We start from the raw sequence: 26,651 nt of genomic DNA, 5'->3' as shown, positions 1-26,651 counted from the left end.
AACGCGCGTCCCCAGGCGACGCGGAATGCCACGCGGCTACCATTGGTTGGACGTGTCGGGGCGAGCGATTTCGCCCCGATGGAGAAGGGATTCATCGTGCGCAAGGTCATCATCATCGGCTCGGGCCCCGCGGGGTACACCGCGGCCATCTACGCAGCCCGCGCGAACCTGTCGCCCCTCGTGGTCGCGAGTTCGGTCGAGGCCGGCGGTGAGCTGATGAACACCACCGAGGTCGAGAACTTCCCCGGGTTCCCCGAGGGTGTCATGGGTCCGGATCTCATGGCCAAGATGCAGGAGCAGGCCGAGAAGTTCGGCGCCGAGGTCGTCTACGACGACGTCGTCTCGCTCGACGTCTCGGGCGACATCAAGAGCGTGACCCTGGGACGCGGCGAGACCCACCAGGCCGAGGCGATCGTCTTCGCCACCGGCTCGGCTCCCCGCAAGATCGGCATCGAGGGCGAAACCCGTCTGTCGGGTCGTGGCGTCTCCTACTGCGCGACCTGCGACGGCTTCTTCTTCCGCGAGAAGGTCATCGCTGTCGTGGGCGGCGGCGACTCGGCGATGGAAGAGGCGACCTTCCTCACCAAGTTCGCCTCGAAGGTCTACGTCATCCACCGTCGCGGCGAGCTCCGCGCCTCCAAGATCATGCAGGACCGCGCCCACGCGAACGAGAAGATCGAGTTCGTCTGGAACAGCGAGGTCATCGACGTGCTGGGTGAGGATGCCGTGACCGGCGTGCGTCTCCGCGACACCGTCGACGGCTCCGAGCGCGACCTCGCTCTCGACGGTGTGTTCGTCGCCATCGGCTACGACCCGCGCACCCACCTCGTGCACAACGTCCTCGACATCACCGAGCACGGCACGGTCTGGGTCGACGGTCGCACCTCGAAGACGTCTGTTCCCGGTGTCTTCGCTGCGGGCGACGTCATCGACCCGACCTACCGCCAGGCGGTCACCGCCGCCGGCAGCGGCACGGTCGCGGCCCTCGACCTCGAGCACTACCTCGCCGCCCGCGGCGACGCCGGTGCCCCGGCCGCGGACGCCTCGATCATCGACGACCGCCCCGACGCCGAGGCCGACGCGGCCTGAACGCGGAACAATCGCGGCATTCGCTGCGTTTTCCCCACTGACACGATCGTGTCGACCCCTAAGGAGACAGACATATGACCGCCAAGGCAACGAGCGAGAGCACCTGGCAGCAGGACGTCATCGACGCCGAAGGCCCCGTTCTGGTGGACTTCTGGGCCGAGTGGTGCGGACCCTGTCGCATGGTCGGGCCCATCCTCGACGAGATCCAGACCGAGAACCCCGAGAAGATCACGGTTCTGAAGCTCAACGTCGACGAGAACCCGCAGCTCGCCATGCAGTACCAGATCACGTCGATCCCGGCGATGAAGGTCTTCAACAAGGGTGAGGTCGAGAAGACGATCATCGGTGCGAAGCCGAAGTTCGCCCTCCAGCAGGACCTCGCCGACTACATCGGCTGAGATACCGCTTCACGAAGGACCCGCGCGACCCCGGTCGCCGGGTCCTTCGTCGTCTGCGGGTCGACTGCCGCGCAGTCGCCGGATAACACGCGTCCAGAACGAGGCCCCCGTCGAGTGGGTCTGATCCCACACCGCGCGTCCCATGCTCGTGCGCTCGATGTGCTGCGCGCCCGGAAGGTCGTCGATCACCGCTCTCCCCCGCAGGAGCGTCGTCGTCTGCGTAGGGAGCGCCAGGGTCGACACGACGGCGCCGAGGAGCGTGTCGTCATTCGGGTGCTCCCGCAGCGTGTCGAGGGCGGCGGCATCCGCGCCCAGTTCTGCGAGTGCCGGCTGCGGGTCCCTCTCGCCGCGGAATGTGCTCGACGTGACATCCGCGCGTCCCATCATGCGCTGCACCTCGGCGATCTCGCCGACCCCTGTCAGCACGGGCTCCCAGCGCGTTCGCCACGACAGCGTGAGATCCGGGATGCCGCGCATCGCCCAGCGTGCTTCCGCGGGCTCGTCGTCGAGAGCGGCTCTGCTGTAGACCTCGACCGTGAGCGCCACGGCTGTCTTCGTCAGCCTCACGACGGGGCGCTGCGCGGACGGCCAGTCCATCTGAGCCTCCCCGTGGGTCTGCACGAGGTGCATATCCCCTGCCGGCAGCACACTGAGGGAGCACTCGAGCTGCGCCGCGAGGCCTCGTCTCCGTTTCGGGTCGATCGGGACGATCCCGCCCACGACCAGCACCGCGACCGGGACATCCTCCACCGCTCCGCGAGCGGACGTTCTGCCCCGGCGCCCTCCGCAAGCCGATGTCGCGAGTACAGCCGGCCCCTGCTCCAACGTCACGTCGGCGCACCATTCCTCCGCCAGTCCGGCGATGATCGGCGAGGGCTCGACGGCGGTGAGGCCACCGTCGGTACCCACCACGACGACGCGACGCGAGGCATCCACCGCCACCCGGACGAGGATCCGCTCCCCGTCGACGCCGACCACAGCGGGGATTCCTCGGTCTCGAAGGGATGCCGCGACCCGGTCGCGGGTCAGATCCTGCTCGCCGCGGATGTCGAGATCGCCGAAGCGGACGGATCGGGACACGAGCCGACCGTAGCTCTCTCAGGTGAGCGTGGATGTTTCACGTGGAACATTCACGACGCGCGGACGGAGACGTTCCAGGTTCGGTGCGGCTCGCTGCCGAGCAAGCGCCAGACGGCGGCACTGAGGGCGGGGTAGTCCAGCGCGATCTGACGCAGGACGCGGTAGTTGCGAGCTTCGGTCGGACGCTGACCTCCGTCGGCAGCGATGTTCTCGGCACGAAGTGTCAGGACGACGAGCTCGTCGACCGTCGGCAGTTCCTCCATGAAGGCCCAGGGGTCCTCACCGTCGCGAATGCGCTCCTCGACCAGCACCGAGAGTTCGTCCGAGGCCTCCGCGCGCAGCACTTCGAGGCTGGCCCGACGAGGGAGGTTGGGACGGTCACTCACCTCTCCAGCCTACGCGCCGACCTCGAGCGCAGGGCCGAGCCGGGTCGGGATCAGGAAGCCCCGAACTCCGTTTCACCGAGTTCACCGAGGATCCGATTGAGATCCTGGATCGTGGCGAAATCAATGCTGATCTGGCCTTTACGAGCCGTGAGAGCGATCTTGACCTTCGTGTTGAGCCGGTCCCCGAGGCGCTCGGCAACGTCATCCAGGTGGGCACGGCGCGTTCCCGCCTTGGGAAGCGGCCGCACCCTGTTGCCGATGGACTTCGCCGCGGCTTCCGCCGCACGCACCGACAAGTCCTCGTTCACGATCTTGTCCGCGAGTCGCTGCATCGTGTCGACGTCGTCGACCGAAAGGATGGCGCGCGCATGACCCGCGCTCAGCACCCCGGCGGCGACGCGCTGCTGCACCGGGACGGGCAGACGCAGGAGGCGAATCGTGTTGCTGATCTGCGGACGAGAGCGACCGATGCGGGTGGCGAGCTCCTCCTGCGTGATGCCGAAATCCTCGAGGAGCTGTTGATACGCGGAGGCTTCCTCGAGCGGATTCAGCTGGGAACGGTGGAGGTTCTCCAGCAGCGCGTCGCGCAGGAGGTTCTCGTCTTCTGTCTCGCGCAGGACGGCGGGTATCGCCGTGAGGCCCGCCTCCCTCGCAGCACGCGTACGCCGCTCACCCATGATGAGCTCGTACTCGCCGTCCTCATTGCGCCGGACGACGACCGGCTGCAGGACGCCGAACTCACGGACACTGTGAACGAGTTCCGCGAGATCGTCGGCGTCGAAATTCGTCCTCGGCTGACGAGGATTGGGGACGATCGCATTCGGGTCGACCTCGATCAGTCGAGTCCCAGGCACGGCGACCAAGTCCGGGTCCGTCTCCTCCGGTGCAGACGACTGCGGCTCGGATGCGTCGGTCTTCGCGTCCGACAGCGATGCGCCCGGGAAGAACACGTCGACAGGACGGGCTTCCGAGGAATCCTGCGTCGGAATGAGGGCACCGATGCCTCGGCCGAGTCCAGTTCGCTTCGCCATCAGCGGGCTCCTTCTTCTGATTTCTGCTCGTTGCCGCGTCGCGCGATCTCCACCGCCGCCTCGCGGTAGGCGACGGCGCCGGCGGACTGTCCGTCGTAAGCGATGACGGTCTGTCCGAAGCTCGGTGCCTCGGAGACACGGACCGACCGCGGGATGACGGTCTTGAGGACCCGTTCCGGGAAGTGTTCGCGCACCTCATCGGCCACCTGCTGGGCGAGACGCGTCCTGCCGTCGTACATCGTCAACAGGATCGTCGACAGATGGAGGGAGGTGTTGAGGTGCTTCTGGATCATCGAGACACTGCCGAGCAACTGACTGAGGCCCTCGAGCGCGTAGTACTCGCACTGAATGGGGATCAGGACTTCGGTTGCCGCCGTGAAAGCGTTGATCGTGAGCAGTCCGAGGGACGGCGGGCAGTCGATGAAGACGAAATCGACGTGATTCTCGCTCAGATAGGTTTCGAGAGCGGTTCGCAGGCGGTGCTCACGGGCGACCTGCGACACCAATTCGATCTCAGCGCCGGCCAGGTGGATGGTCGAGGGCGCGCAGAGCAGGTTGGGGGACTCCGGGCTGACCTGGATGACGTCGGCGAGCGGCTCTTCGTCGATGAGTACGTCGTAGATACTCGGCACGTCCGCGCTGTGCGGGATGCCGAGAGCCGTCGACGCGTTCCCTTGCGGATCCAAGTCGAGGACCAGGACCCGAGCTCCGACCGACGCGAGTCCCGCCGCGAGGTTCACCGTCGTCGTGGTCTTGCCGACCCCGCCCTTCTGGTTCGACACGGTCAGAACGCGGGTGGTCCCATCGAATTCGACCTCGACGGCGGCCAGGGCCTTCCGTCGCGACGTCAGATCAGCCAACTCTCGGGCGATCGGACTGTCGTCGAAAGAGAAGGGTGCGGGAGAGGTCGTGTTCTCCGAATCCGGCACCTGTTACTCCTGTCGTGTCGAGGACCATCCCACTGTAGTCGAGGCCTCCCCCGACGACGGACGGTCGTGATGTTTCACGTGAAACGAAGCGCCGTATCCAGTGTGGATGTTTCACGTGAAACAGGTCTGCGGTCCGCCTCGCTGATCCGATGTTTCACGTGAAACGGTTGATCAGCGAACCGTGGCGCGGATCACGCGGGTGGGCTCCTCGACCATGCCCTCACCGATCGGCTCCACCCGGACGTTCGAGAGGCGGAATCTGTGGATGGTCTTCTCGGCAGCGGCGATCTCGTTCGCAGCGTTCGCGCCCTTGAGAAGAATGAGCTCACCACCGTCACGGACCAAGGGCGCGGTGATCGGAATCAGGGTCCGGAGCGCACTGACCGCGCGCGCCGTCACGGCATCCAGAACCGATCCTTCCGACCACTCCTCACCGCGACCGCGGACGATCTCGACGTTCTCGAGCTGAAGATCCTGCGCCTGCTCGGTCAGCCAAGCAACACGACGCTCCATGGGCTCGATGAGGACCCAGTTCACATCGGGTCGGGCGATCGCGAGGACCAGACCCGGCAATCCCGCACCCGAACCGATGTCACCGACGCGGGACCCACCCGTGAACAGAGGTGCCGCGACCGCGCTGTTCAGGATGTGGCGGGTCCAGATCCGGGGGAGTTCGAGAGGCCCGATGAGCCCCCGCTCCTCACCCTGCGCGATCAGCGCGGCGGTGAACCGTCGTGCAAGGTCCACTCGATCACCGAAGACGGACGCCGCAGATCCCGGCTCCGTCTCGGGTGTTTCACGTGAAACATCAGCCACGGCGAAGAACCGTGTGGCGGTCTGCACCCTCACCGTACGACTCGGACACGAGCCCGTGCTCCGCAGCGATGTCGTGGACGAGCTTCCGCTCGTAGCTGGACATCGGCGGAAGAGATGCCTGCGAGGCACCGTCGTCGAGACGCTCGAGAGCTCGCTCGACCAATTTCTGCAGCTGGCCGCGACGCGCGTCGCGGGACCCTCCCACATCCAGGATGAGCCGCGAGAAGCGACCGGTCTTCGTCTGGACGGCGATCCGGGTCAGTTCCTGGAGCGCCTGGACCGTGTCCGGGTCGGCGAGCAGCGAGAGTGCGTCGGCCTGCTCGTTCTCGACCGAGACGTAGGCACGACCGGCACGGACGTCGAGCGTCAGGTCGCCATCGATGTCGGCGATGTCGAGGATCCCCTCGACGAAGTCCGCCGCGATGTCGCCTTCCTGCTCGAGCTCGTCGACGGTGGGCGCGGGGCGGGCGCCGGCGGTGTTGTCAGTGGTGGTCATCGTGAATCCTTCAGTCCTCGTCAGGACGAGCTGTCCTGCTTGCCCTTCTGAGCCTGCTTCTTGGCGCGGTTCTTGCTCACCGGCTGCTGACGCTTGGGAGCGGCCGCCTTGGCGCGCTCCGCCTCTTCGAGCAGACGCTGCTGCTCGGCCTCGTACTTGGCCATCGGGATGACCTTGCCGGTGGCGTCGAGCGCCTTGCCCTTCTTCGCGAGACGCTCCTCACGCGCCTTCGCCGCCTCCGACCCGGGGGTCGGCAGGTTCCGAATGACGATGAACTGCTGGACCATGGTCCAGATGTTCGACGTGAACCAGTACATGACCACGCCGAGGGGGAAGAACACACCCGAGAAGATGAAGGCGAGGGGGAGGACGTACAGCATGATGCGCTGCATCTGGTACGCCTGGCCCGTCTTCGCCTCGGGGGACAGGTTCTTCGAGATGATCTGCAACTGGGTGAAGAACTGCGACAGGATCATCAGGATCACGAGGATCACGAGGATCACGACCGTCGCTGTCTGATCCGTATTGATCGCATCGATCATGTTGACGTGCAGGGGCGCGACGCCGAAGAGCTCAGCGTTGTAGAACTCGCGCGTCAGTGTGGCGTTGAGCAGACCGGTTCCACCCACACCCCACTCGGCGTGCCGCTTGACCTCGCTCAGCGTGTAGAACATGCCGAGCAGGATCGGCATCTGCACCAGGAGCGGCAGACAACTCGACAGCGGCGTCGTGCCGTGCTTCTTGTACATCGCCATGGTCTCGCGACTCATGGCCTCCCGCGAGAGCTGGTCCCGTTTTCCGCGGTAGCGCTCCTGGATCTTGCGCATCTCGGGCGCGAGTTCCATCATCTTGCGCTGGCTCTTGATCTGCCGCACGAACAGCGGAATCAGCGCGGCGCGCACCACGATGACGAGGCCGACGATCGACAAAACCCAGGTCAGGCCGGCATCCGGCTGCATCCCGATGGACGTGAAGATCCAGTGCCAGAAGACGAGGATCGCCTCGACGACGAACTTGAACGGCCACAGGATGACGCTGAAGAAGTCCGTGCCGCCCGGTTTCGGGGTCGTCGGGTTCGGAAGCGGCGGGAGGGTCGCCGCGGCGGCGAAGAGATCCACCAAGGATCAGTCCTTTCTGCGGGGCACGACGAAGCCGTGCGAAGTCAAGTCGTGCCGGAAGTGCGTGTGGGCGGGAACATCGTCGATGCCGCCCGCTGCCCAGGGGTGGCATCGCGCGAGACGGGTGGCCGCGAGTGCCGACCCTTTGATGACGCCGTGCTGCTGCACCGCACCGAGTGCGTAGGCCGAACACGAGGGATAGTACTTGCACACATCGCCGTACGTCTGGGAGATGGTGGCGCGGTATCCGAGGAGGAGACCGATCACCGCGTTGCGCGGAACGAGAAGGAGGGATGCCGGCAGTGCCGCGGCATCCCACACCGCTTCTCCTCGTGTGTACGAGGGGAGAGGCGCCGAACTCACGCGGCGGCCTTCCGCTCGAGACACCGGACGACCTCGGTGCGGAGCGCCGAGTACTCAGCGGATGCCGCAGAGGGCAGCACGCGGATCACCACATCGGCACCCGGACGGACGTCCGGCAGGGCCTCAGCGCAGATCGCCTTGAGCCGGCGCCGCACGGTGTTGCGCACGACAGCGCCCCCCACGCGCTTGCTCACAATGAAGCCGAAGCGTGGGGGGCGCTGCTCAGACGTGCTGACCACATGGGTCACGGTGTGCGCTGCCGCACAGCGAGAACCTCCGCGGACGACGGAACGGTAGTCCGCCCCGCGGGTGATGCGATTCCCGCGTGCCAGCACCGCGTGGCGTCAGGCCGAGAGCTCGGTGCGCCCCTTGGAGCGACGAGCCGAAAGGATGGCGCGGCCGGCGCGGGTGCGCATGCGGGCACGGAAGCCGTGCTTCTTGGCGCGGCGGCGGTTGTTGGGCTGGAACGTGCGCTTGCTCATGAAGATCACTCCGGAAAGGCGGGGTCACCCGAACGCTCGAGACCGGGGACACAGGTACATGGGGGACCCACGCCGAAAAGGCGCAAGTCAACCGACCTAGGATACGTCGAGATTCCTGAGATCCCAAACTCGTCACACCGACCGGCCATTATCCACCGCTCGCCGAGGGCCGCTGGCGACGACACGCGGGCCGGTTCTACAGTGGGTTTTGCCTTGCGCTGCCCAGATGACTAGCGTGATCCGGACACTTATCCACAGGTTGTGCACAGTCCCGTACACACCATTGTCCACACCCCCGGGAGGGTCATGTCCGAGCACGAACTTCCAGATGTCCCCGTCTGGACCGCTGTGCTCGACGTCCTCGCTCGTGACGACCGCGTCACCCCGCAGCTGCACGGATTCGTGAACCTCGCGGTCGCCCAGGGCGTGATGAGCGGGACTCTTTATCTCGATGTGCCCAACGATCTGACCGCCGGACAGTTCAACAAGCGCCTGCGCGGACCGATCATGGAAGCACTCGCCCAGGTCGACGCCGAGCCGGCCGCGAGCACGTTCCGCGTCGTGGTCAATCCCGAGCTCGGTGACGCCCACCTCACGGCGCCCGTTCCCGTGCAGTCCGCCCTCGCACCGACGCCGACGGCCCCGGTCCGCCCGAACGCCGAGGACTACAGCGAGCAGGCGGCACCGGCATCCCGCAACGACACCCGGCTGAACCCGAAGTACACCTTCGACAACTTCGTCATCGGCCAGTCCAACCGGTTCGCGCATGCCGCCGCGGTCGCCGTCGCCGAGGCTCCGGCCAAGGCCTACAACCCCCTCTTCATCTACGGCGACTCGGGCCTCGGGAAGACCCACCTCCTGCACGCGATCGGCGACTACGCGATCAACCTCTACACAGGGATCAAGGTCCGGTACGTCTCGAGCGAGGAGTTCACGAATGACTTCATCAACTCGATCGTGAACAACCGCGCGTCGGCATTCCAGGCGCGCTACCGCGACGTCGACATCCTCCTGATCGACGACATCCAGTTCCTCCAGGGTCGCGCCGAGACCCAGGAAGCCTTCTTCCACACCTTCAATCAGCTCCACGACCACGACAAGCAGGTCGTGATCACGAGCGACGTGCCGCCGCGGCACCTCACCGGCTTCGAGGATCGGATGCGGAGCCGGTTCGAGTGGGGCCTCATCACCGATGTGCAGGCCCCCGACCTCGAGACCCGCATCGCGATCCTCCGCAAGAAGGCACAGTCCGAGCGACTCCAGGTGCCGGACGAGGTCCTCGAGTACATCGCGACGAAGGTCTCCAGCAACATCCGCGAGCTCGAGGGCGCACTCATCCGCGTCTCCGCCTTCGCGAGCCTCAACCGGTCGAACCTCGACATCTCGTTGGCGCAGACGGTGCTGCGCGACATCGTCGATCAGGACGACGCGAATGTCATCTCGCCGACCGACATCATCTCGGCGACGGCGCAGTACTTCCGTCTCACCGTCGACGACCTGTACGGATCGAGCCGGTCGCAGTCGGTCGCGACCGCGCGACAGATCGCGATGTACCTCTGCCGAGAGCGGACGAGCCTGTCCCTGCCGAAGATCGGCCAGCTCTTCGGCAACCGGGACCACACGACGGTGATGTATGCGTACAAGAAGATCAGCGAACTCATGAAAGAGCGTCGTTCGATCTACAACCAGGTGTCGGAGATCACGTCGCAGCTGGGCCGTTCGGGTCGCTGACGGGCGCACACGCCCGACGGTCCGGGCGTACTTGACACGCTCGCGAGCCGCCCCCACAATGCGGTTTCCCACAGTGTGGAAAGCCTGTGGATAACTGTGCGGCGACGGCCCTCAGATGTGAACGAACGGCGTCGGCCTGTGGATGACGCCCTGAACACGGATTCGAGAAGGTCCACGTTCTCCCGCGTCTTTCCGCAGCCAGTGCACAAGTTACACGGATGTGGTTCCGGCTCAGCGACTGGGATCCACCGACTTATCCACAGTTTCCACACCTGTTAACAAGAAGACAGAGAACTATCTAATGGAAACCCGATCCGATCACACCGACGAGTGACGTCGGCCCCGACCCGTTTCCCGCACACCGCTTCCGGAGGGGCTTCGGTAGGGCACTAGCATGAGAGGGCCCATCTCGCCGTCAAGGGAGCATCCGTGAAGTTCCACGTCAACCGCGACGTATTCAGCGAAGCCGTGTCGTTCGTGGTGAAGCTGCTCCCGCAGCGGAACCCGCAGCCGATCCTCGCCGGTGTGCTCATCGAAGCAACCGACGACGGCCTCTCGTTGGCCGCATTCGACTACGAGGCATCCGCTCGTACGCGGATCGACGCGACCGTCGACGAACCGGGCACGATCCTCGTGCACGGCCGGCTCCTCTCCGAGATCGCCAGCCGCCTGCCGAACGCTCCGATCCAGATCACGCAGGATGCCGACGGCGAGATCCTCCTGACCTGCGGGTCGGCGCGATTCACCCTCGCGGCCATGCCCGTCGCGGAATACCCGGCGATACCCGAGGTCTCGGGCGATTCGGGCCTCGTCCCGGGCGACGACTTCTCCACGGCCATCGCGCAGGTCGCTTTCGCGGCGTCCCGCGACGACGTCACGCCGGTGCTCACCGGCGTCCAGCTCGAGGTGACCGGCAACGAGCTCAGCCTCGTCGCGACCGACCGCTACCGGGTCGCGCTCCGCGAGATCAACTTCGACAGCGGCGCCGTCGCACGCGAGGAGGCCACGACGGCGCTGGTTCCCGCCCGCACCCTGACCGAGGTCGGCAAGACGTTCGCTCACGCCGGCGACATCCAGGTGTCGTTCTCGGGATCGGGTGATCGAGAGATCATCGCGTTCACCGCGGGCAACAAGACCGTCACATCTTTGCTCATCAAGGGGAACTTCCCCCCGGTCCGGCGACTTTTCCCCGCGCAGACCGAGCACTACGCCGTCGTCAACACCGCCGAGCTCGCCGAAGCGGTGCGTCGCGTCTCGCTCGTGCTCGACCGGTCCGCGCCGCTGCGGTTCACCTTCACCGCCGAGGGCGTGTCGATGGATGCCGCGGGCACCGAGCAGGCTCGCGCGACCGAATCGGTCGATGCGACCCTGGCCGGCGAGGACGTCACCCTCGGCCTCAACCCGCAGTATCTGCTCGAAGCGCTCGGTGCGGTGAAGAGCGAGTTTACGCGCGTGACGTTCACGTCGAGCGAGAACGCGAACAAGCTCAGCCCGGTCCTCATCACGCCGCAGACCTCGGGTACGCCCGAAACGTTCAAGTACCTGCTGCAGCCGAACCTGCTGCTGCGCTGATCCCGTCGGCCGTCCACCTCGAGGCGTGTCGGTGCCTCGAAGGAGGGTGATCTGATGATCGTGGAGCATCTGAGTCTCGTCGACTTCCGCAACTACGCGTCGGCCGATGTGACTCTCGTCGCCGGGCCGAACGTCTTCGTCGGCCGGAACGGCCAGGGCAAGACCAACCTCGCCGAGGCGATCGGCTACTTCGCGACGCTCGGGTCGCACCGCGTCTCACAGGATGCGCCGATGGTCCGGTACGGAGCGGATGCCGCGTTCGTCCGCGCTCGCCTCGGCTACGGCGACCGCCGGATCCAGCTCGAGGCGCAACTGAACCGGTCCGGATCGAACAAGGCGCGCGTGAACGGCTCTTCGGTGCGGACCTCGGAGCTCCCGCGCTACGCGCAGGTGGTGCTGTTCGCCCCGGAAGACCTGCAGATCGTCCGAGGGGACCCGTCGTCGCGGCGCCGTTTCGCCGATCAGCTGCTCGTCCAGCGCTCTCCCCGCATGACCGGGGTGCTGGCCGACTACGACCGCGTGCTCAAGCAGCGAACGGCGCTGCTCAAATCCGCGCGGGCTCGGAGCCTCAAGGCCGAACAGCTCACGACGCTCGACGTGTGGGACGACAAGCTCGTCTCCCTCGGCACGGAGATCATCCTCGCTCGCCTGCGGCTGGCGGAGGATCTCGCGCAGCCGATGCGGGATGCGTACGAGGCGATCGCCGGTGCCGATCACGACCCGGAGCTGGAGTGGACGCTGACCGTCGACGGTGCCGACCCGGAGGACGACGGCGCCGCAGTCACGCAGAGCGGGTCGGCCGTCGGAGCCGACGCGATCGCGGCATCCTTCCGCGCCGGTCTCGCGGCGAAACGCGCGCAGGAACTGGACCGCGGCGTCACTCTGGTCGGCCCGCACCGCGACGACCTGCTCCTGCGGCTGCGCGGACTTCCCGTGAAGGGGTACGCGTCGCACGGCGAATCGTGGTCGACCGCGCTGTCGCTGCGGCTGTCGTCGGCGCAGCTCCTGCGCGATCAGCTGCGATTGGGTGACCCGATCGTCATCCTCGATGACGTCTTCGCCGAGCTCGACGCCGATCGACGCGCCCGTCTGGCAGGGGTGGTCGCCGACTTCGAACAGGTGATCGTCACCGCCGCCGTCGAAGGCGACGTCCCCGAGACGCTCCGCGTGCGGACGGTCCGCGTCGAGGCGGGCACGATCGTGACGGATGCCGATGTCTGATCCCGCCGGCATCCCCGAGACGGTCGCGACATATATGCGACTGCGCGGGCTCGAACCCTCCGCGGCGAAGAAGCGCCGGAAGCGGCGCCGGAACGACGACGACGAGAACCAGCCGTTCACGTCCGGCCGGGATCCGAAGGGCGTCGGAGACCTGCTCGCCGACCTCACGCGTCAGTCCGGGTGGGACGTGCAGCTCGCCAAGGAGGACCTCGTTCTCAAGTGGGCCGAGGTCGCCGGTGAGGAGACCGCGCGTCACGCCGACCCCGTCGCGCTGAGCGACGGCGTCCTCACGGTTCAGTGCGATTCGACGGCATGGGCGAAGAACCTGCATCTGATGCGGGCGACGATCGTGACCGAACTGGTCCGGCGCTTCCCCGAGGCGGGTGTCGAGTCCGTGCGTTTCGTAGGCCCGGACGTCCCCTCGTGGAAATGGGGCCCCAGAGCCGTTCCAGGGCGCGGCCCTCGCGATACCTACGGGTAAGGCACGTCCGGCACCCTTCCAGAAGCTTTCGCGCGCTCACAGCGCCGTTCAGCCGCTCATCCGGCCCCCTTTCCGATAGACTGGAGGGAAGGCCTGAACGATGGATGTGGAGCGCACGAAACCGATGACGTCAGAAACCCCGGACTCCGTTCCCGAAGACCCCGAAACTCCCGTCGAAGCCCGGATCCCGGCCGAGTACGGTGCCTCCGAGATCCAGGTGCTCGAGGGCCTCGAGGCGGTCCGCAAGCGTCCCGGCATGTACATCGGTTCGACCGGTGAACGCGGCCTGCACCACCTCGTCTACGAGATCGTCGACAACTCCGTCGACGAAGCCCTCGCCGGGTACTGCGACACCATCCACGTGACGATCCTCGAGGACGGCGGCCTCCGGGTGGTCGACAACGGTCGCGGCATCCCGGTCGACCCGCACTCCTCGGATCCGAGTAAGTCGACGGTCGAGGTCGTCCTCACCGTTCTCCACGCCGGCGGCAAGTTCGGTGGCGGCGGATACGCCGTCTCCGGCGGTCTCCACGGCGTCGGTTCGTCGGTCGTCAACGCACTCTCGACGCGCTTCGAGGTCGAGATCGCGCGCCAGGGTCACATCTGGCGACAGACCTTCTCAGGCGGAGGCAAGCCCGAGGCGCCTCTCGCGAAGGGCGAGGAGAGCGACAAGACCGGAACGACGATCACGTTCTGGCCCGACGGGTCGATCTTCGAGGCGACGGACTTCGACTACAACACGCTGCGCACGCGCTTCCAGCAGACGGCCTTCCTCAACAAGGGCCTCCGCATCACCCTCACCGACGAGCGTCCCGAGGCCCTCGACGTCGTCGATCTGCCCGAGGGCGGGTCCGAGACGGCCCAGCGTCACGACGACTTCCTGTACGAGCGCGGCCTCGTCGACTACGTCGAATACCTCAACAAGGTCCGCAAGGCCGAGGTGATCAACGACGAGATCATCGAGATCGAGTCCGAGGACACGGTCCGTCACATCTCGCTCGAGCTCGCGATGCAGTGGACCTCGGGCTACACCGAGAACGTCTTCACCTTCGCGAACACGATCAACACGCACGAGGGCGGTACGCACGAAGAGGGATTCCGTGCGGCGATGACGATGTACATCAACCGCTACGCGAAGGAGAAGGGCCTCCTCAAGGACAAGGATGAGAACCTCGCCGGCGAAGACATCCGCGAGGGCCTGACCGCTGTCATCTCGGTGAAGCTGTCCGAGCCGCAGTTCGAGGGGCAGACGAAGACCAAGCTCGGCAACACCGAGGCGAAGGCCTTCGTGCAGAAGGTCGTCGGCGACCAGCTCATGGACTGGCTCGACCGTAACCCGCAGCAGGCCAAGCTGATCATCACGAAGGCGATCGAGGCCGCGACCGCTCGTATGGCTGCCCGCAAGGCGCGTGAGACGGCCCGGCGCAAGAGCGTCTTCGAATCGGCCTCCATGCCCGAGAAGCTCAAGGACTGCACGAGCAAGGACCCGTCGATCAGCGAGATCTTCCTCGTGGAGGGCGACTCGGCCGGTGGTTCGGCCGTCTCGGGCCGCGACCCCGAGCGTCAGGCGATCCTGTCGCTGCGCGGCAAGATCCTCAATGTCGAGAAGGCGCGGCTCGACCGTGCCCTCGGCAACGCCGAGATCCAGGCGATGATCCAGGCCTTCGGTGCGGGCATCGGTCCGGACTTCGACATAGAGAAGGCCCGCTACCACAAGGTCGTCCTGATGGCCGATGCCGACGTGGACGGCCAGCACATCACGACCCTCCTGCTGACCCTGCTGTTCCGCTACATGCGCGGACTCGTCGAGGCCGGCTTCGTGTACCTCGCGCAGCCGCCGCTGTACCGACTCAAGTGGTCGAACGCGCCGCACGAGTACGTGTACAGCGATGCCGAGCGCGACGCGCTGCTGCGAGAGGGCGCTGCGGCGGGCCGCCGCATCCCGAAGGACAACGGCGTGCAGCGCTACAAGGGTCTCGGCGAGATGAACGCCAAGGAGCTGTGGGAGACGACGATGGACCCCGAAACGCGCACACTGCGTCAGGTGACCATCGACGACGCTGCTGCCGCCGACGAGATCTTCTCCGTGCTGATGGGCGAGGACGTCGAAGCCCGGCGCGGGTTCATCCAGCGCAACGCGAAGGACGTGCGGTTCCTGGACATCTGAGTCCACTGCACCCTCCCCGGCACCCCGACGACGACGAACGAAGACTGAGAGAACATGGCTGACGAAGAGCGTCCCGACCCGAACGCCGGCTACCAGCACGGCAACATCGACCAGGTCGACCTCCAGGTCGAGATGCAGCGGAGCTACCTCGACTACGCGATGAGCGTGATCGTGGGCCGCGCGCTGCCGCGCGTCGAAGACGGCCTCAAGCCCGTGCACCGTCGTGTCATCTACGGCATGTACGACGGCGGATACCGTCCCGACAAGAGCTACTCCAAGTGCGCTCGCGTCGTCGGGGAGGTCATGGGTCAGTACCACCCGCACGGTGACAGCGCGATCTACGACGCCCTCGTCCGCCTCGTGCAGCCGTGGTCGCTCCGCTACCCGCTGGCCGACGGCCAGGGCAACTTCGGCTCCCCCGGGAACATGGGCGCCGCAGCGCCCCGGTACACCGAGACCAAGATGGCTCAGCTCGCCCTCGAGATGGTCCGCGACATCGACGAGGACACCGTCGACTTCGAGGACAACTACGACGGTCGCACCCGTGAGCCCGTCGTCCTCCCCTCCCGCTTCCCGAACCTCCTGGTCAACGGCTCGGTCGGCATCGCCGTGGGTATGGCCACGAACATCCCGCCGCACAACCTCCGCGAGGTCGCGGACGGTGTGATGTGGGCGCTGCAGAACCCGGATGCCTCCCGCGAGGAGCTCCTCGATGCGTTGATCGAACGCATCCCCGGGCCCGACTTCCCCACCGGTGCGCAGATCCTCGGCACCAAGGGCATCCGTGAGGCCTACCGCACCGGCCGCGGCTCGATCACGATGCGCGCCGTCGTGAACGTCGAGGAGATCCAGAACCGCACCTGCTTGGTGATCACGGAGCTCCCGTACCAGGTCAACCCCGACAACGTCGCCGCGAAGATCACCGCGCTGGTGCGCGAGGGCAAGCTCAGCGGCATCGCCGACATCCGCGACGAGACGAGCGATCGCACGGGTCAGCGACTCGTCATCGTCTTGAAGCGGGATGCCGTCGCGAAGGTCGTCCTCAACAACCTGTACAAGCACACGCAGCTGCAGGAGAACTTCGGCGCGAACATGCTCGCGATCGTCGACGGCGTGCCCCGCACCCTGCCGATCGACGGCTTCATCAGCTACTGGCTGACGCACCAGTTCGAGGTCATCGTCCGCCGCACCCGGTACCGGCTGCGCGAGGCCGAGAAGCGCATGCACATCCTGCGCGGCTACCTCAAGGCGCTCGATGCGCTCGACGAGGTCATCGCCCTCATCCGCCGCTCCCCCACGGTCGACGAGGCACGCGAGGGCCTGAAGTCGCTTCTCGACGTCGACGCCGATCAGGCCGACGCGATCCTCACGATGCAGCTACGCCGCCTGGCCGCGCTGGAGCGTCAGAAGATCGTCGACGAGGCGAACGACCTCGAGATCAAGATCGCCGACCTGAACGACATCCTCGACTCGCGCGACCGACAGAGCGGGATCATCGCCGACGAGCTCGGGGAGATCGTCGCGAAGTTCGGCGACGAGCGCCGCACGCACATCCTGCACGGCTATGACGGCGACATGTCGATGGAAGACCTGATCCCCGAAGAGGAGATCGTCGTCACCGTCACGCGCAACGGCTACGTCAAGCGCACGCGCAGCGACAACTACCGGTCGCAGCACCGCGGCGGAAAGGGTGTCAAGGGTGCGCAGCTGCGCGCCGACGACGTCGTCGAGCACTTCTTCGTCTCGACCACCCACCACTGGCTCCTGTTCTTCACGACCAAGGGGCGCGTCTATCGCGCGAAGGGCTACGAGCTTCCCGAGGGCGGTCGGGATGCGAAGGGTCAGCACGTCGCGAACCTCCTGGCGCTGCAGCCGGGCGAGGACGTCGCGCAGATCCTCGACATCCGCGACTATGCCGCCGCCGAGTACCTCGTGCTCGCCACGCGCGACGGCAAGATCAAGAAGACCGCGCTCACCGAGTACGACACCAACCGTCAGGGCGGCATCATCGCGATCCGCCTGCGGGGTCAGGACGAGGAGAACGGCGACGAGCTCGTCAGCGCGATGCTCGTCGACTCGACCGACGACCTGCTCCTCGTTTCGCGGCTCGGTATGTCGCTGCGCTTCACGGCGAGCGACGAATCCCTGCGACCGATGGGCCGGTCGACCGAAGGCGTGAAGGGAATGTCCTTCCGCGACGGCGACAGCCTGCTCTCGGCATCCGTCGTCCGCGACGAGGGCTTCGTGTTCGTCGTCACCCAGGGCGGGTACGCCAAGCGCACGGCCGTCGACCAGTACCGGGTGCAGGGTCGTGGCGGTCTGGGCATCAAGGTGGCCAAGCTGCACGACGACCGCGGCGAACTCGCCGGTGGTCTGATCGTCAGCGCCGACGACGAGGTCCTCGTGGTTCTTGCCAGCGGCAAGGTGGTACGCTCGGCCGTTGCCGAGGTGCCCGCCAAGGGCCGCGACACGATGGGCGTGGTCTTCGCCCGGCCTGACGACGACGACCGGATCCTCGCCATCGCCCGCAACGGCGAACGAGGACTGGCCGACGTCACGGCCGATGCAGAAGCCCCGGCCGATCCCGCAGCCGTTACGGCCCCTGAGACCACCGAAGAGAGTGACGCATGAGCTCTGTTGCCGACAAACTGGCCAAGAAGTCCTCGAGCCGGACGACCGCCAAGCAGGTACGCCTCCGCCTCGTCTACGTCGACTTCTGGTCGGCCGTGAAGCTGTCGTTCCTCGCTGCGGTCGCCCTCGCGATCGTCACGGTCGTCTCGACGCTCCTGATCTACCTGGTCATCAGCTCGACGAACCTGATCGGTCAGGTCGACGAGCTGCTCGGCGCGGTCAACGGTGAGAACTCGTTCACGCTCGGTTCCGTCATCAACCTGCCCCAGGTCATGGCGTTCGCCGCTGTCGTCGCCATCCTCAACCTCATCGTCGTGACGGTTCTGGGTGCGGTCATGGCCGGCATCTACAACCTCATGGTCAAGGTCACGGGCGGTCTGCTCGTCGGCTTCACCTCGAACTGAGTCGGATGCCGCGGCATCCCGTCAGGTGACGGAGGTGCCCAGCAGGAAGCCGAGACCCCAGGTCGCGGCGAGGGCGAGCGCCCCGCCGACGACCAGGCGGACGACGGCGCGACGTTTTCCGGCACCCCCGAGGCGGGCCGAGATCGTTCCGGTGAGCGCGAGCGCGATGAGGACGGCGACGAACGTCGTCGGGACGCGCCACTCCTCGGGCGGGAGGACGATCGCGAGGAAAGGCAGCAGCGCGCCGAGGGTGAACGCTATCGCTGACGAGACCGCCGCCTGCCACGGGCTCGTGAGGTCGTCCGGGTCGATGCCCAGTTCGATGTCGAGGTGAGCGCCGAGTGCGTCATGCGCGGTGAGCTCCTCCGCGACCGTGCGCGCGGTCTCCTCCGACAATCCCTTCTCGCGGTACAGCTCTGCGAGCTCCGCGAGTTCCTGTTCGGGCATCTCGGCGAGTTCGCGCTTCTCCTTCTCGATCAGCGCACGCTCGGTGTCGCGCTGGCTGCTCACCGAGACGTACTCTCCAAGGGCCATGGAGATCGCCCCGCCGACGAGCGCCGCGGACGACGCGGTGATGATGGGGCCGAGATCGGTCGTCGCGCCGGCGACGCCGACCGCGACGGCCGCGACCGAGACGATCCCGTCGTTCGCACCGAGTACTCCGGCGCGCAACCAGTTCAGTCGTTGTCCGAGGCCGGCGCCCTGCGGCTCGGTGTGGGTGGTCGTGCTCATGAGCCCAGTGAACCAGAACCGCGGGATGCGGCGGCTCGCCTCTCGCGCGGATTCGTCAAACAGTGCCATCGTCGGGTAAAGTCTTGGAGGTTGCAGGCGCGAGCCGGCAACGACGGGGCTATAGCTCAGGCGGTTAGAGCGCTTCACTGATAATGAAGAGGTCCCAGGTTCAAGTCCTGGTAGCCCCACCGTCACCGCACCGGGGGCCTTAGCTCAGTTGGTAGAGCGCCTGCTTTGCAAGCAGGATGTCAGGAGTTCGAATCTCCTAGGCTCCACAGTCAGAAAGCCGGAATCCCCATGGATCCCGGCTTTCTCCTCTTTCCAGCTCCATCTTGAGGTCATCTTGCGCGAATCTTGAGGCGGCGTTGCGCTTCGCTTGCGCTCGGGTGAGCACGATGATTGTGTCGCCGATGGCGCCGATGACCCGCAGCTTCGGCCCAGCGATGAGCAGGAGTCCCGCGCGGGCGGCGGGATCTTTGGGATCCTGGTCGCGACATCGGCCTGGGACGTACGGTTGGGGATCCTGCGTCCCAGGCAGTCGCCTGTCGCGCCGCGCGGAGATCACGATCCTTCGGACCGGCGATCCTCTAGGGTGAACGCGTGGACATCCGCGTTGCTGCGTACGCCGTCATCATCGACGATGATCGCATTCTTCTCGCCCACTGGAACAGCCCGACGCGACCGGCGTGGACGATGCCGGGCGGCGGGCTGGATCCCGGTGAGGACCCGATGGATGCCGCGGTCCGAGAGGTCCTCGAGGAGACGGGGTTCCACGTGGAACTCGACGGGATCCTGGGCACCGACTCGCAGGTGATCGCCGAGAAGGATCGGTTCCACGGCAGCGGACCGATCCAGGCGCTTCGCATCGTTTACCGCGCACACGTCGTCGGGGGCGAGCTCCGCAACGAAGAGGACGGCTCGACCGACGAGGCCGCGTGGTTCCCTCTCAGCGAGGTGGCCTCCCTCACCCGGGTCGGGCTGGTCGATACGGCGATGCGGATGGCGGGGCTCATCTCGTGACGATGATGAGCCCGACCTCTCAGACGTGGTGAACCGGTCGACGGACGTCTCGACGGCGGGCTCGACGATGATCGCCACAGCGTCTTCGCCGTACTGCTTCCGTATCGCGTCGTTGAACTCCCCGTACCCCTTCAGATAGCCCTAGTCGTCGTCATACAGGTCCTCGCAGGGGTGGACGACGGCACCGTCGAGGAGACGGCGGAGGTCATGACTTCACGGTGCCCGACGCCCCGCCCATGGGCTGCGAGATGTCCGCGACGGTCGCGTCGTACACGCGGATGAGGTCGTCCGCGTGTACGAAAAGACTGAAGCCATGGGCGCCTGCGCCCATCGCGATCTGCTTGCCGACGATCGAGGCGTCTGCGTAGACGGGCCAGTCGGTCGTGCTGCCGATCGGGGTGATGGTGCCGCGTTCGAACCCCGTCGCGGCGAGGGCGAGCTCGGGTTCGGGCAGGCGCAGCTTGTTCACGCCAACGACCGCACGGAGCTTCGGCCATGAGATCGCCCGGTCACCGGGTACGAGGGCGAACAGGTAGGTATCGTCGCTCCGCTTCACGACGAGGGTCTTGACGATGTCGGATGCCGCGAGCCCGAGCAGCGTCGCAGCCTCTTCGAGACTCCCCGCCGCGGGGCGGGCGACGAACTCCACCGACAAAGACCGGGAGCGCGCCGCCTCAGCGACGCGCTCCGACGGTACGGGCGTGGATTCAGGCATCCGGGGCGCGCAGCGGGTCGTCCGCCACCCACAGCTCGTCATCGGCACGCAGCGTCTGCCATGCGGCGTAGAGCACGCCGGCGGTTGCCGCGACGCCGAAGATGATGGCGAGGACGCCGCCGGCACCCAGGCCCTTCTTCTTCTGCGGAACCGCCAGCTTCTTCGTGGCCTTCTTGCCCGCCTTGGCGGCGTTCTTGCGGAACGAGTCGGCGTCGAACCCGCCGAGACCCTTGCCCTTCGAGATGCGGTGGCGCTGGTCGTTCGCAACGTCCCACACCGACAGAGCGGTTCCGACGACGGCGCCGGCGGCGGGAACGAGCGCACCGTTCAGCACCTTGCGTCCCGTCTCGACGCCGCGGTCGACGTAGGGCGCGGCGTAACGCTCATAGGAGTGCTTGGCGACAGGAACGACGTGGTCGTGGCTGTACTTGCCGAGCTGGCGACCCGCCTCGCGGGCGACGTCACCGGCCTGACCGACCAGCACCTGCTGCGACTCCCACAGGTTCGCTGCCTGCTTCTGCAGCTTGCGGAGTTCCTTCTTGGTCTTGCGGTTGAGGCTCACGGGGCCCTCCCTTTTCGGGGTTCATCCGGGGACGTAGTGGGTCCATACTGCCAGACGCATTCAGCCGGCGCGGGGGGTTGCAAGTGAGAGGATGATGAGTATGCCGATTCACTCCGCTGTCGCAACACTGCACACCACCCACGGCGACATCGTCGTCAACCTGTTCGGCGATCAGGCGCCGCGCACGGTCAAGAACTTCACCGGTCTGGCCGACGGATCCCAGTCCTGGACGCACCCCGCCACCGGCAAGCCCGGCGAGGGTCCCCTCTACACCGACGTCATCTTCCACCGCATCATCCCCGGCTTCATGATCCAGGGCGGCGACCCGCTCGGTCAGGGCGTCGGCGGTCCCGGGTACAACTTCGACGACGAGATCAGCCCCGAACTGACCTTCGCGAAGCCCTACCTGCTGGCCATGGCGAACGCGGGTCTCCGCCGCAACGCCATCACCGGCAAGGCCGAGGGCACCAACGGCTCGCAGTTCTTCATCACGACCGACCCGACTCCGTGGCTCAACGGCAAGCACACGATCTTCGGCGAGGTCGCCGATGACGCATCGCGTGCTGTGGTCGACAAGATCAGCGCCGTCCCCACGGGCGCCCAGGATCGTCCGCTCGAGCCCGTCGTGATCTCGTCGATCGACATCGCCGAGGCCTGACCCGTTCGTGACCTCCGCCGACCCCCGGACCAATCCGGACAACTTCTGCTACCGGCATCCTGACCGTCAGAGCTTCGTCCTCTGCCAGCGATGCCTCCGCACGATCTGCCCCGAGTGCCAGACGCCGCTTCCTGTCGGCGTCATCTGCCCGGAGTGCCTGGCGGAGCAGCAGAAGGGGGCGCGGTCGGCGGAGGTCAGGCGGATGCCGGGGCGCTTCGCGCGCAAGATGCGCAGCGACCGCCCCGTCGTGACCTACGCGATCGTGATCTTCACGCTCGCGATGTACGTCATCCAGCTCATCCCCGTCGTGGGTGGCGCGGTCACGGACGCCCTCGCCTTCGTCCCCGCGTACGCGGTGCCGGAAACTCCCGCGCCGTACGAGCCGTGGCGGATGCTGACGGTCGCGTTCGTCCATTCGACCCCGCTCCCCTTCCACGTCGCGCTCAACATGCTGGCGCTGTGGGCACTCGGGCGGAGCCTCGAACCGCTGCTCGGCAAGGCGCGTTTCCTCGCGCTCTACGCGCTGAGCGCGATCGGCGGCTCGGCACTGGTCGCACTCATCGCACCGGGAAGTGCTGTCGTCGGCGCCTCGGGCGCCGTGTGGGGACTCCTCGCGGCCATGCTCATCATCGGCCGACACGTCGGCGCGAACATCCTGCCGATCGCGATCCTGCTCGGGATCAACCTGGTGTTCTCGTTCGTGGGATCGGGCGTCTCGTGGCAGTCCCACATCGGCGGCGGCCTCGTGGGTCTGCTCATCGGGTTCATCTTCTCGAGGACCCGCTCGCAGAAGCGTCAGCCGTTGCAGGCAGCACTGCTCGTCGCGGTGGGCGTCGGCCTCGTCGCGGTCACCGCGACGGTCCCGGCGCTGCTGTACCTCTGAGTTATCCACAGATTCATCCCCAGGCTGGGGATGAACCACACCGGTGTAATTCCGAGTGAGGGATGCCGGCGGTCAGCGCCAGCGCGTGGTCATCAAGAACCCGACGAAGGCGATCCCGAACCCGATCGCGAGGTTCCACGGACCGATCTGCGGGATCGGGAAGGCCTGGCCGCTCAGGTAGAAGACGATGATCCACACGAGCCCGATCAGCATCAGACCGATCATGATCGGCTTGAACCAGACCGGGTTGGGGGCGGCTTCGCCCTCGGGCTGGACCAGCCGGTCCTCGTCCTTGTCTCCACGTGCCATGGCGAGAAGTCTACCTGCCAGCCCCGATTCAGCCTTCGCTGGCTAAACTCCGATCGTGACCGACTCCTCGCCCACGGAGCATCAGACCCGACGCACGCGTCGATCCCGCCCACGCCCCCGCGCCACCGTCTGGAGCGTCCTCGGCGAGATCCTGCTGACGCTCGGCGTGGTCGTGTTGCTCTACGTCACCTGGCATACGTGGATCGGCGATGCGATCGTGCAGAGCGAACAGCATGCGGCGGCTCAGGCGCTGGCGGATCAGTGGGCGAACGAGGCGGAGGAAACCCCCGAGGCCGCGCCCGACCCCACCCCGACCCAAGGACCCGACCCCGTGCAGGCGGTTCCCGTCCTCGGTGAGCAGAAGCACGCCGAGGTGTTCGGCATCATGAAGGTTCCCCGCTTCGGCAAGGACTGGCAGTTCAAGATCGCCTCGGGTGTGACCCGCCCCGACATCATGGATCGCGGCGAGATCGGCCACTATCCCGACACCGCCATGCCGGGTGAGGTGGGGAACTCCGCGTACGCTGCGCATCGCTGGACCTCGGGTGCCCCCTTCGACCCGATCGACAGGCTGGTCATCGGCGACGCGATCGTCATCCAGACCAAGGCCGGCTGGTACACCTACCGGTTCCGCTCATTCGAGTACGTTCAGCCCAGCCAGGTCCAGGTGCTGCTGCCGGTCCCGAACCAGGAGGGCGTCGCGGCGAACGGGCGGTACCTGACGCTGACGAGCTGCGCACCGAAACTCAACTCCTTGGAGCGCATCATCGCCTACGCCGTGTTCGACGAGTTCACTCCTGCATCCGCCGGTCCACCGGCGTCGTTGACCGGCGGGGTGGGTGCCTGATGTACGCCGCGCTGTGGCGAGTCCTGCCCGGACCCTGGTGGGTGCGGGTGCTCATTCTGCTCGTGGTGGCTGCGGTCATCCTGTACCTGCTGTACTTCTACGCCTTCCCGTGGGTCTTCCAGACGGTGTGGCCGAGTGAGGAGTCCACCGTCGGCGGCGGCGGGTGACCGCGGGCATCCGTATTCTGGTCGTCGACAATCACGACAGTTTCGTCCACACCCTCATCGGCTACCTCGTCGAACTGGGTGCTGACGTCGATGTGGTCGAGGCGGATGCCGCGGGTGCGGGCACAGGCGTGGACGCGGCCGACGGCGTGATGATCTCCCCGGGACCGGGGACCCCCGAGGAGGCGGGTTCGTCGATCGACATCGTCCGTCGCTGCGCGGACACGCGGACCCCGCTTCTCGGAGTCTGCCTGGGGCATCAGGCGATCGCTGCCGCCTTCGGGGGTGTGGTCTCCCACGCTCCGGATCTCATGCACGGTCGGACCTCCCTCGTGCACCACGACGAGGTCGGGGTGTTCGCGGCCATGCCGCAGCCGTTCACCGCCACCCGGTACCACTCGCTCGCCGTGCTCGAGGAGTCGCTCCCCGCCGATCTCCGCGTGACGGCACGGACCTCGTCGGGCACGGTCATGGGGATCGCCCATCGCTCGTTGCCCATCGAGGGCGTGCAGTTCCACCCCGAGAGCGTACTGACCGAGGGCGGTTACCTCCTGCTCGGGACGTGGCTCGACGGGGTCGGTGTCACGGGAGCGGCGCAACGAGGCGCACGGCTCTCGCCGCATCGCACCGTGGGGTGACTCCCGGTCAGCCGCTGCAGGTGGTGAGGGTGATGTCGGAGCCGACCGGGACTTCACCGATCGCGGACTGGACCTTCACCATGCGGGGGTCGGTCGCGGGGCACGACGAATCCTCTTGCACGACCGGGTTCAGGCCGTACTGGTCGGATTTCAGGATCTCCACCGCTTTGTCCACGGTGTAGTTGAGGGCGAAGTCCTCCACCGTGACCGTTCCCGTCGCGACGACGAGATCGACGGCGGTGCCCTTCGGGATCTCGTCGCCCGCGGCGACGGAGACGCCGTTGACGGACCCGCTGATCACCACGTCGGCCGCGAGGTTGGGGTCGTTCCGCCGGGTGATGGAGCCGAGCTTCAGCCCGGATTCTTCGAGGGATGTGGTGACCTCCGGAACCGTGAGGTTCGCGAGGGTGGGGAGCGCGGACTTCTCGACCCCCTTGGAGACATAGACCGTCACCTGATCACCGGGTGCGACCGTCGTGCCCGCAATGGGTTCCGTCCTGATGACCGCACCCTCGGGGACGTCGGCGCTCGTCTCGTCGACCTGCTGCGCTTCGAGTTTGGCCTTGCCGATCACCTCGTCGGCTCGATCCCACGTCATCGTCACGACGTCGGGCACCACGAGAGCGTTCGGGGTGACCGTCCCTTCCTCGGGGCGGATGCTGTTGACCCAGATGAAGACCGAGACCAGCAGGACGGCGAGCATCGCGATGCCCGCCCAGACCCACGCGACCGGAGGACCCGCCTGCGTGCGACGCATCGTGTCGTCACTGGTCAGCTGTCGAAGGGAGCGTGCCGTCTCGGCAGCCTGCTTCGGGTCGGGACCGTAGAGCTCGTTGCTGAGGGACTCGACCCGACGCTTGCTGGGCACCTTGCGACCGGTCGCAGCGGCGAGGGCATCGCGGAATGCGACCGCCGTCTGCGGTCTCTGGAAAGGATCCTTGGCCAGGGCGCGCAGCACGAGGGCGTCCAGGGAGCGCGGAACGGTGTCGACGATCTCGGACGGTGCGACCGGGGCCTCGGACACGTGCTGGTACGCGACGGCGATCGGGTTCTCGCCGCGGAACGGCGGCTGGCCCGTGAGGAGCTCGTACAGGACGATGCCGGCGGAGTAGATGTCGGCGCGCGCGTCGACCGGGTCGCCCTTGGCCATCTCCGGCGAGAAGTACGACGCTGTGCCGATGATGGCGGTGGTCTCGGCCACCGTCGAGGACGAGTCCGACACCGCTCGCGCGATGCCGAAGTCCATGACTTTCACCTGCCCGGCGTCGGTCACCATGACGTTGCCCGGCTTGATGTCACGGTGGACGACGCCGGCGCGGTGCGAGTACTCGAGAGCCTCGAGGATGCCGTCGGTGTACCGGAGGGCGTCCTCGAGGGGAACCGGTCCGGCGCTGATGATGTCCTTCAGCAAGTGCCCGGTGACGAGCTCCATGACGATGTACGGCTCGGGATGCGGCCGGCCGGCGGCATCCGTCCGGGTCTCTTCGCCGGCGTCGTAGACGCGGACGATCGCGGGGTGCGACATGCGCGAAGCCGACTGCGCCTCGAGTCGGAACCGGGTGCGGAACGCACCGTCCGCCGCGAGATCCGGCTCGAGGATCTTGATCGCGACGGGTCGCCCGAGCGTCAGATCCTGCCCGCGGTACACCGAAGCCATGCCACCCCGGCCGATGAGGTCATCGACTCGGTAGCGGCCCGACAGCACACGTGATGTAACGGACACTTCAC

At 66.7% G+C, this 26,651-nt stretch carries 30 protein-coding genes and 2 tRNA genes; 17 read left to right on the top strand and 15 right to left on the bottom strand.

All coding sequences use genetic code 11. The annotated features are described in order from the left end of the window. Nucleotides 1–96: 96 nt before the first annotated feature. Together trxB and trxA are read left to right on the top strand one after the other, a co-directional pair. The gene (gene trxB / locus BBA86_RS13520) at nucleotides 97–1,089 is read left to right on the top strand and encodes a thioredoxin-disulfide reductase (protein WP_189318473.1); all 993 of its coding nucleotides are present in this window, start codon (nucleotides 97–99) and stop codon (nucleotides 1,087–1,089) included. Between the two features lie 74 nt (nucleotides 1,090–1,163). After that, nucleotides 1,164–1,487 (top strand): thioredoxin, encoded by a 324-nt coding sequence (trxA, locus tag BBA86_RS13515; RefSeq protein WP_018187790.1) that lies wholly within the window; start codon nucleotides 1,164–1,166, stop codon nucleotides 1,485–1,487. Nucleotides 1,488–1,496: 9 nt separating this feature from the next. Here trxA and BBA86_RS13510 read toward each other — a convergent pair whose 3' ends face one another. From BBA86_RS13510 to rpmH, 10 genes are all read right to left on the bottom strand, one after another. Then, nucleotides 1,497–2,567: a hypothetical protein gene (locus BBA86_RS13510; protein ID WP_065572026.1), complete on the bottom strand. Its 1,071-nt coding sequence runs from the start codon at nucleotides 2,565–2,567 to the stop codon at nucleotides 1,497–1,499. A gap of 50 nt (nucleotides 2,568–2,617) precedes the next feature. Next, complete coding sequence (locus BBA86_RS13505; RefSeq protein WP_065572025.1) at nucleotides 2,618–2,953, bottom strand: tryptophan synthase subunit alpha; 336 nt, start codon at nucleotides 2,951–2,953, stop codon at nucleotides 2,618–2,620. 50 nt (nucleotides 2,954–3,003) lie between these two features. Next, on the bottom strand, nucleotides 3,004–3,984 hold the full coding sequence (locus BBA86_RS13500) for a ParB/RepB/Spo0J family partition protein (RefSeq protein WP_065572024.1): 981 nt from the start codon (nucleotides 3,982–3,984) through the stop codon (nucleotides 3,004–3,006). After that, nucleotides 3,984–4,913 carry a ParA family protein gene (locus BBA86_RS13495; RefSeq protein WP_065572023.1) on the bottom strand — a complete coding sequence of 310 codons (930 nt, stop codon included), beginning with the start codon at nucleotides 4,911–4,913 and terminating at the stop codon, nucleotides 3,984–3,986. The genes BBA86_RS13500 and BBA86_RS13495 overlap by 1 nt, the downstream gene beginning before the upstream one ends. Before the next feature lie 171 nt (nucleotides 4,914–5,084). Continuing rightward, nucleotides 5,085–5,756, bottom strand: a complete 672-nt coding sequence (gene rsmG, locus BBA86_RS13490; protein ID WP_065572022.1) for a 16S rRNA (guanine(527)-N(7))-methyltransferase RsmG — start codon at nucleotides 5,754–5,756, stop codon at nucleotides 5,085–5,087. Next, the gene (locus BBA86_RS13485) at nucleotides 5,722–6,225 is read right to left on the bottom strand and encodes a protein jag (RefSeq protein ID WP_065572021.1); all 504 of its coding nucleotides are present in this window, start codon (nucleotides 6,223–6,225) and stop codon (nucleotides 5,722–5,724) included. The genes rsmG and BBA86_RS13485 overlap by 35 nt, the downstream gene beginning before the upstream one ends. Before the next feature lie 20 nt (nucleotides 6,226–6,245). Further along, nucleotides 6,246–7,343, bottom strand: a complete 1,098-nt coding sequence (yidC, locus tag BBA86_RS13480) for a membrane protein insertase YidC (RefSeq protein WP_065572020.1) — start codon at nucleotides 7,341–7,343, stop codon at nucleotides 6,246–6,248. Nucleotides 7,344–7,349: 6 nt separating this feature from the next. Further along, nucleotides 7,350–7,664, bottom strand: coding sequence for a membrane protein insertion efficiency factor YidD (gene yidD / locus BBA86_RS13475; protein ID WP_065572019.1), 315 nt, complete (start codon nucleotides 7,662–7,664; stop codon nucleotides 7,350–7,352). A gap of 38 nt (nucleotides 7,665–7,702) precedes the next feature. Next, complete coding sequence (gene rnpA, locus BBA86_RS13470; protein ID WP_083199601.1) at nucleotides 7,703–8,041, bottom strand: ribonuclease P protein component; 339 nt, start codon at nucleotides 8,039–8,041, stop codon at nucleotides 7,703–7,705. 9 nt (nucleotides 8,042–8,050) lie between these two features. Further along, a complete protein-coding gene (rpmH, locus tag BBA86_RS13465; protein WP_064002918.1) occupies nucleotides 8,051–8,188 on the bottom strand; it encodes a 50S ribosomal protein L34 in 138 nt (45 codons plus the stop codon). 306 nt (nucleotides 8,189–8,494) lie between these two features. Between rpmH and dnaA the strand changes: the two genes are divergently transcribed. The 7 genes from dnaA (at nucleotide 8,495) to BBA86_RS13430 (ending at nucleotide 18,395) form a co-directional block, all read left to right on the top strand. After that, the gene (gene dnaA, locus BBA86_RS13460; protein ID WP_065572017.1) at nucleotides 8,495–9,919 is read left to right on the top strand and encodes a chromosomal replication initiator protein DnaA; all 1,425 of its coding nucleotides are present in this window, start codon (nucleotides 8,495–8,497) and stop codon (nucleotides 9,917–9,919) included. Nucleotides 9,920–10,348: 429 nt separating this feature from the next. Next, entirely contained in the window at nucleotides 10,349–11,491 is a 1,143-nt protein-coding gene (gene dnaN / locus BBA86_RS13455; protein WP_065572016.1) for a DNA polymerase III subunit beta, read from the top strand. A 54-nt stretch (nucleotides 11,492–11,545) separates the two neighbouring features. After that, complete coding sequence (gene recF, locus BBA86_RS13450; protein ID WP_065572015.1) at nucleotides 11,546–12,712, top strand: DNA replication/repair protein RecF; 1,167 nt, start codon at nucleotides 11,546–11,548, stop codon at nucleotides 12,710–12,712. Then, on the top strand, nucleotides 12,699–13,193 hold the full coding sequence (locus BBA86_RS13445; protein WP_065572014.1) for a DUF721 domain-containing protein: 495 nt from the start codon (nucleotides 12,699–12,701) through the stop codon (nucleotides 13,191–13,193). Before recF ends, BBA86_RS13445 begins: the two co-directional genes overlap by 14 nt. 124 nt (nucleotides 13,194–13,317) lie before the next feature. Beyond that, complete coding sequence (gene gyrB / locus BBA86_RS13440) at nucleotides 13,318–15,360, top strand: DNA topoisomerase (ATP-hydrolyzing) subunit B (protein ID WP_065572326.1); 2,043 nt, start codon at nucleotides 13,318–13,320, stop codon at nucleotides 15,358–15,360. A 54-nt stretch (nucleotides 15,361–15,414) separates the two neighbouring features. Beyond that, on the top strand, nucleotides 15,415–17,991 hold the full coding sequence (gene gyrA, locus BBA86_RS13435) for a DNA gyrase subunit A (protein ID WP_065572013.1): 2,577 nt from the start codon (nucleotides 15,415–15,417) through the stop codon (nucleotides 17,989–17,991). Further along, a complete protein-coding gene (locus BBA86_RS13430) occupies nucleotides 17,988–18,395 on the top strand; it encodes a DUF3566 domain-containing protein (protein WP_065572012.1) in 408 nt (135 codons plus the stop codon). Before gyrA ends, BBA86_RS13430 begins: the two co-directional genes overlap by 4 nt. 21 nt (nucleotides 18,396–18,416) lie before the next feature. On the opposite strand, the gene BBA86_RS13425 is transcribed toward BBA86_RS13430, so the two are convergent. Then, a complete protein-coding gene (locus BBA86_RS13425; RefSeq protein WP_065572011.1) occupies nucleotides 18,417–19,127 on the bottom strand; it encodes a VIT family protein in 711 nt (236 codons plus the stop codon). Nucleotides 19,128–19,241: 114 nt separating this feature from the next. On the opposite strand from BBA86_RS13425, the gene BBA86_RS13420 reads away from it, so the two are divergent. From BBA86_RS13420 to BBA86_RS13410, 3 genes are all read left to right on the top strand, one after another. Further along, a tRNA-Ile gene (locus tag BBA86_RS13420) sits at nucleotides 19,242–19,315 on the top strand. A 14-nt stretch (nucleotides 19,316–19,329) separates the two neighbouring features. Then, a tRNA-Ala gene (locus BBA86_RS13415) sits at nucleotides 19,330–19,402 on the top strand. A 325-nt stretch (nucleotides 19,403–19,727) separates the two neighbouring features. Beyond that, complete coding sequence (locus tag BBA86_RS13410) at nucleotides 19,728–20,147, top strand: NUDIX hydrolase (protein WP_065572010.1); 420 nt, start codon at nucleotides 19,728–19,730, stop codon at nucleotides 20,145–20,147. A 205-nt stretch (nucleotides 20,148–20,352) separates the two neighbouring features. On the opposite strand, the gene BBA86_RS13405 is transcribed toward BBA86_RS13410, so the two are convergent. Continuing rightward, a complete protein-coding gene (locus BBA86_RS13405) occupies nucleotides 20,353–20,862 on the bottom strand; it encodes an aminoacyl-tRNA deacylase (RefSeq protein ID WP_065572009.1) in 510 nt (169 codons plus the stop codon). Beyond that, nucleotides 20,855–21,424: a DNA helicase gene (locus BBA86_RS13400; protein WP_065572008.1), complete on the bottom strand. Its 570-nt coding sequence runs from the start codon at nucleotides 21,422–21,424 to the stop codon at nucleotides 20,855–20,857. The genes BBA86_RS13405 and BBA86_RS13400 overlap by 8 nt, the downstream gene beginning before the upstream one ends. A gap of 100 nt (nucleotides 21,425–21,524) precedes the next feature. Here BBA86_RS13400 and BBA86_RS13395 point away from each other — a divergent pair, with 100 nt between their 5' ends. Together BBA86_RS13395 and BBA86_RS13390 are read left to right on the top strand one after the other, a co-directional pair. Beyond that, the gene (locus tag BBA86_RS13395; RefSeq protein ID WP_065572007.1) at nucleotides 21,525–22,082 is read left to right on the top strand and encodes a peptidylprolyl isomerase; all 558 of its coding nucleotides are present in this window, start codon (nucleotides 21,525–21,527) and stop codon (nucleotides 22,080–22,082) included. A gap of 7 nt (nucleotides 22,083–22,089) precedes the next feature. Further along, a complete protein-coding gene (locus tag BBA86_RS13390; protein ID WP_223247104.1) occupies nucleotides 22,090–22,965 on the top strand; it encodes a rhomboid family intramembrane serine protease in 876 nt (291 codons plus the stop codon). A 72-nt stretch (nucleotides 22,966–23,037) separates the two neighbouring features. Here BBA86_RS13390 and BBA86_RS13385 read toward each other — a convergent pair whose 3' ends face one another. Further along, on the bottom strand, nucleotides 23,038–23,274 hold the full coding sequence (locus BBA86_RS13385) for a cell division protein CrgA (protein WP_065572006.1): 237 nt from the start codon (nucleotides 23,272–23,274) through the stop codon (nucleotides 23,038–23,040). A 55-nt stretch (nucleotides 23,275–23,329) separates the two neighbouring features. Here BBA86_RS13385 and BBA86_RS13380 point away from each other — a divergent pair, with 55 nt between their 5' ends. The 3 genes from BBA86_RS13380 to BBA86_RS13375 are packed head-to-tail and all read left to right on the top strand — an operon-like array spanning nucleotide 23,330 to nucleotide 24,923. Continuing rightward, entirely contained in the window at nucleotides 23,330–24,121 is a 792-nt protein-coding gene (locus BBA86_RS13380; protein WP_065572005.1) for a class E sortase, read from the top strand. Beyond that, on the top strand, nucleotides 24,121–24,288 hold the full coding sequence (locus tag BBA86_RS14475) for a DUF4175 domain-containing protein (protein WP_141677883.1): 168 nt from the start codon (nucleotides 24,121–24,123) through the stop codon (nucleotides 24,286–24,288). Before BBA86_RS13380 ends, BBA86_RS14475 begins: the two co-directional genes overlap by 1 nt. Beyond that, nucleotides 24,285–24,923 (top strand): anthranilate synthase component II, encoded by a 639-nt coding sequence (locus tag BBA86_RS13375; protein ID WP_065572004.1) that lies wholly within the window; start codon nucleotides 24,285–24,287, stop codon nucleotides 24,921–24,923. The genes BBA86_RS14475 and BBA86_RS13375 overlap by 4 nt, the downstream gene beginning before the upstream one ends. A gap of 7 nt (nucleotides 24,924–24,930) precedes the next feature. Here the strand turns inward: BBA86_RS13375 and pknB are convergent, their stop codons facing one another. Continuing rightward, a complete protein-coding gene (gene pknB / locus BBA86_RS13370; protein ID WP_189318487.1) occupies nucleotides 24,931–26,628 on the bottom strand; it encodes a Stk1 family PASTA domain-containing Ser/Thr kinase in 1,698 nt (565 codons plus the stop codon). Between the last annotated feature and the right edge of the window lie 23 nt (nucleotides 26,629–26,651).

Origin of the sequence: Microbacterium oleivorans, assembly GCF_001691565.1 — a bacterium.
Lineage (GTDB): Bacteria > Actinomycetota > Actinomycetes > Actinomycetales > Microbacteriaceae > Microbacterium > Microbacterium oleivorans_B.
The sequence above is the reverse complement of the archived record's forward strand: the minus strand, read 5'-3'. Positions and strand labels throughout refer to the sequence as shown.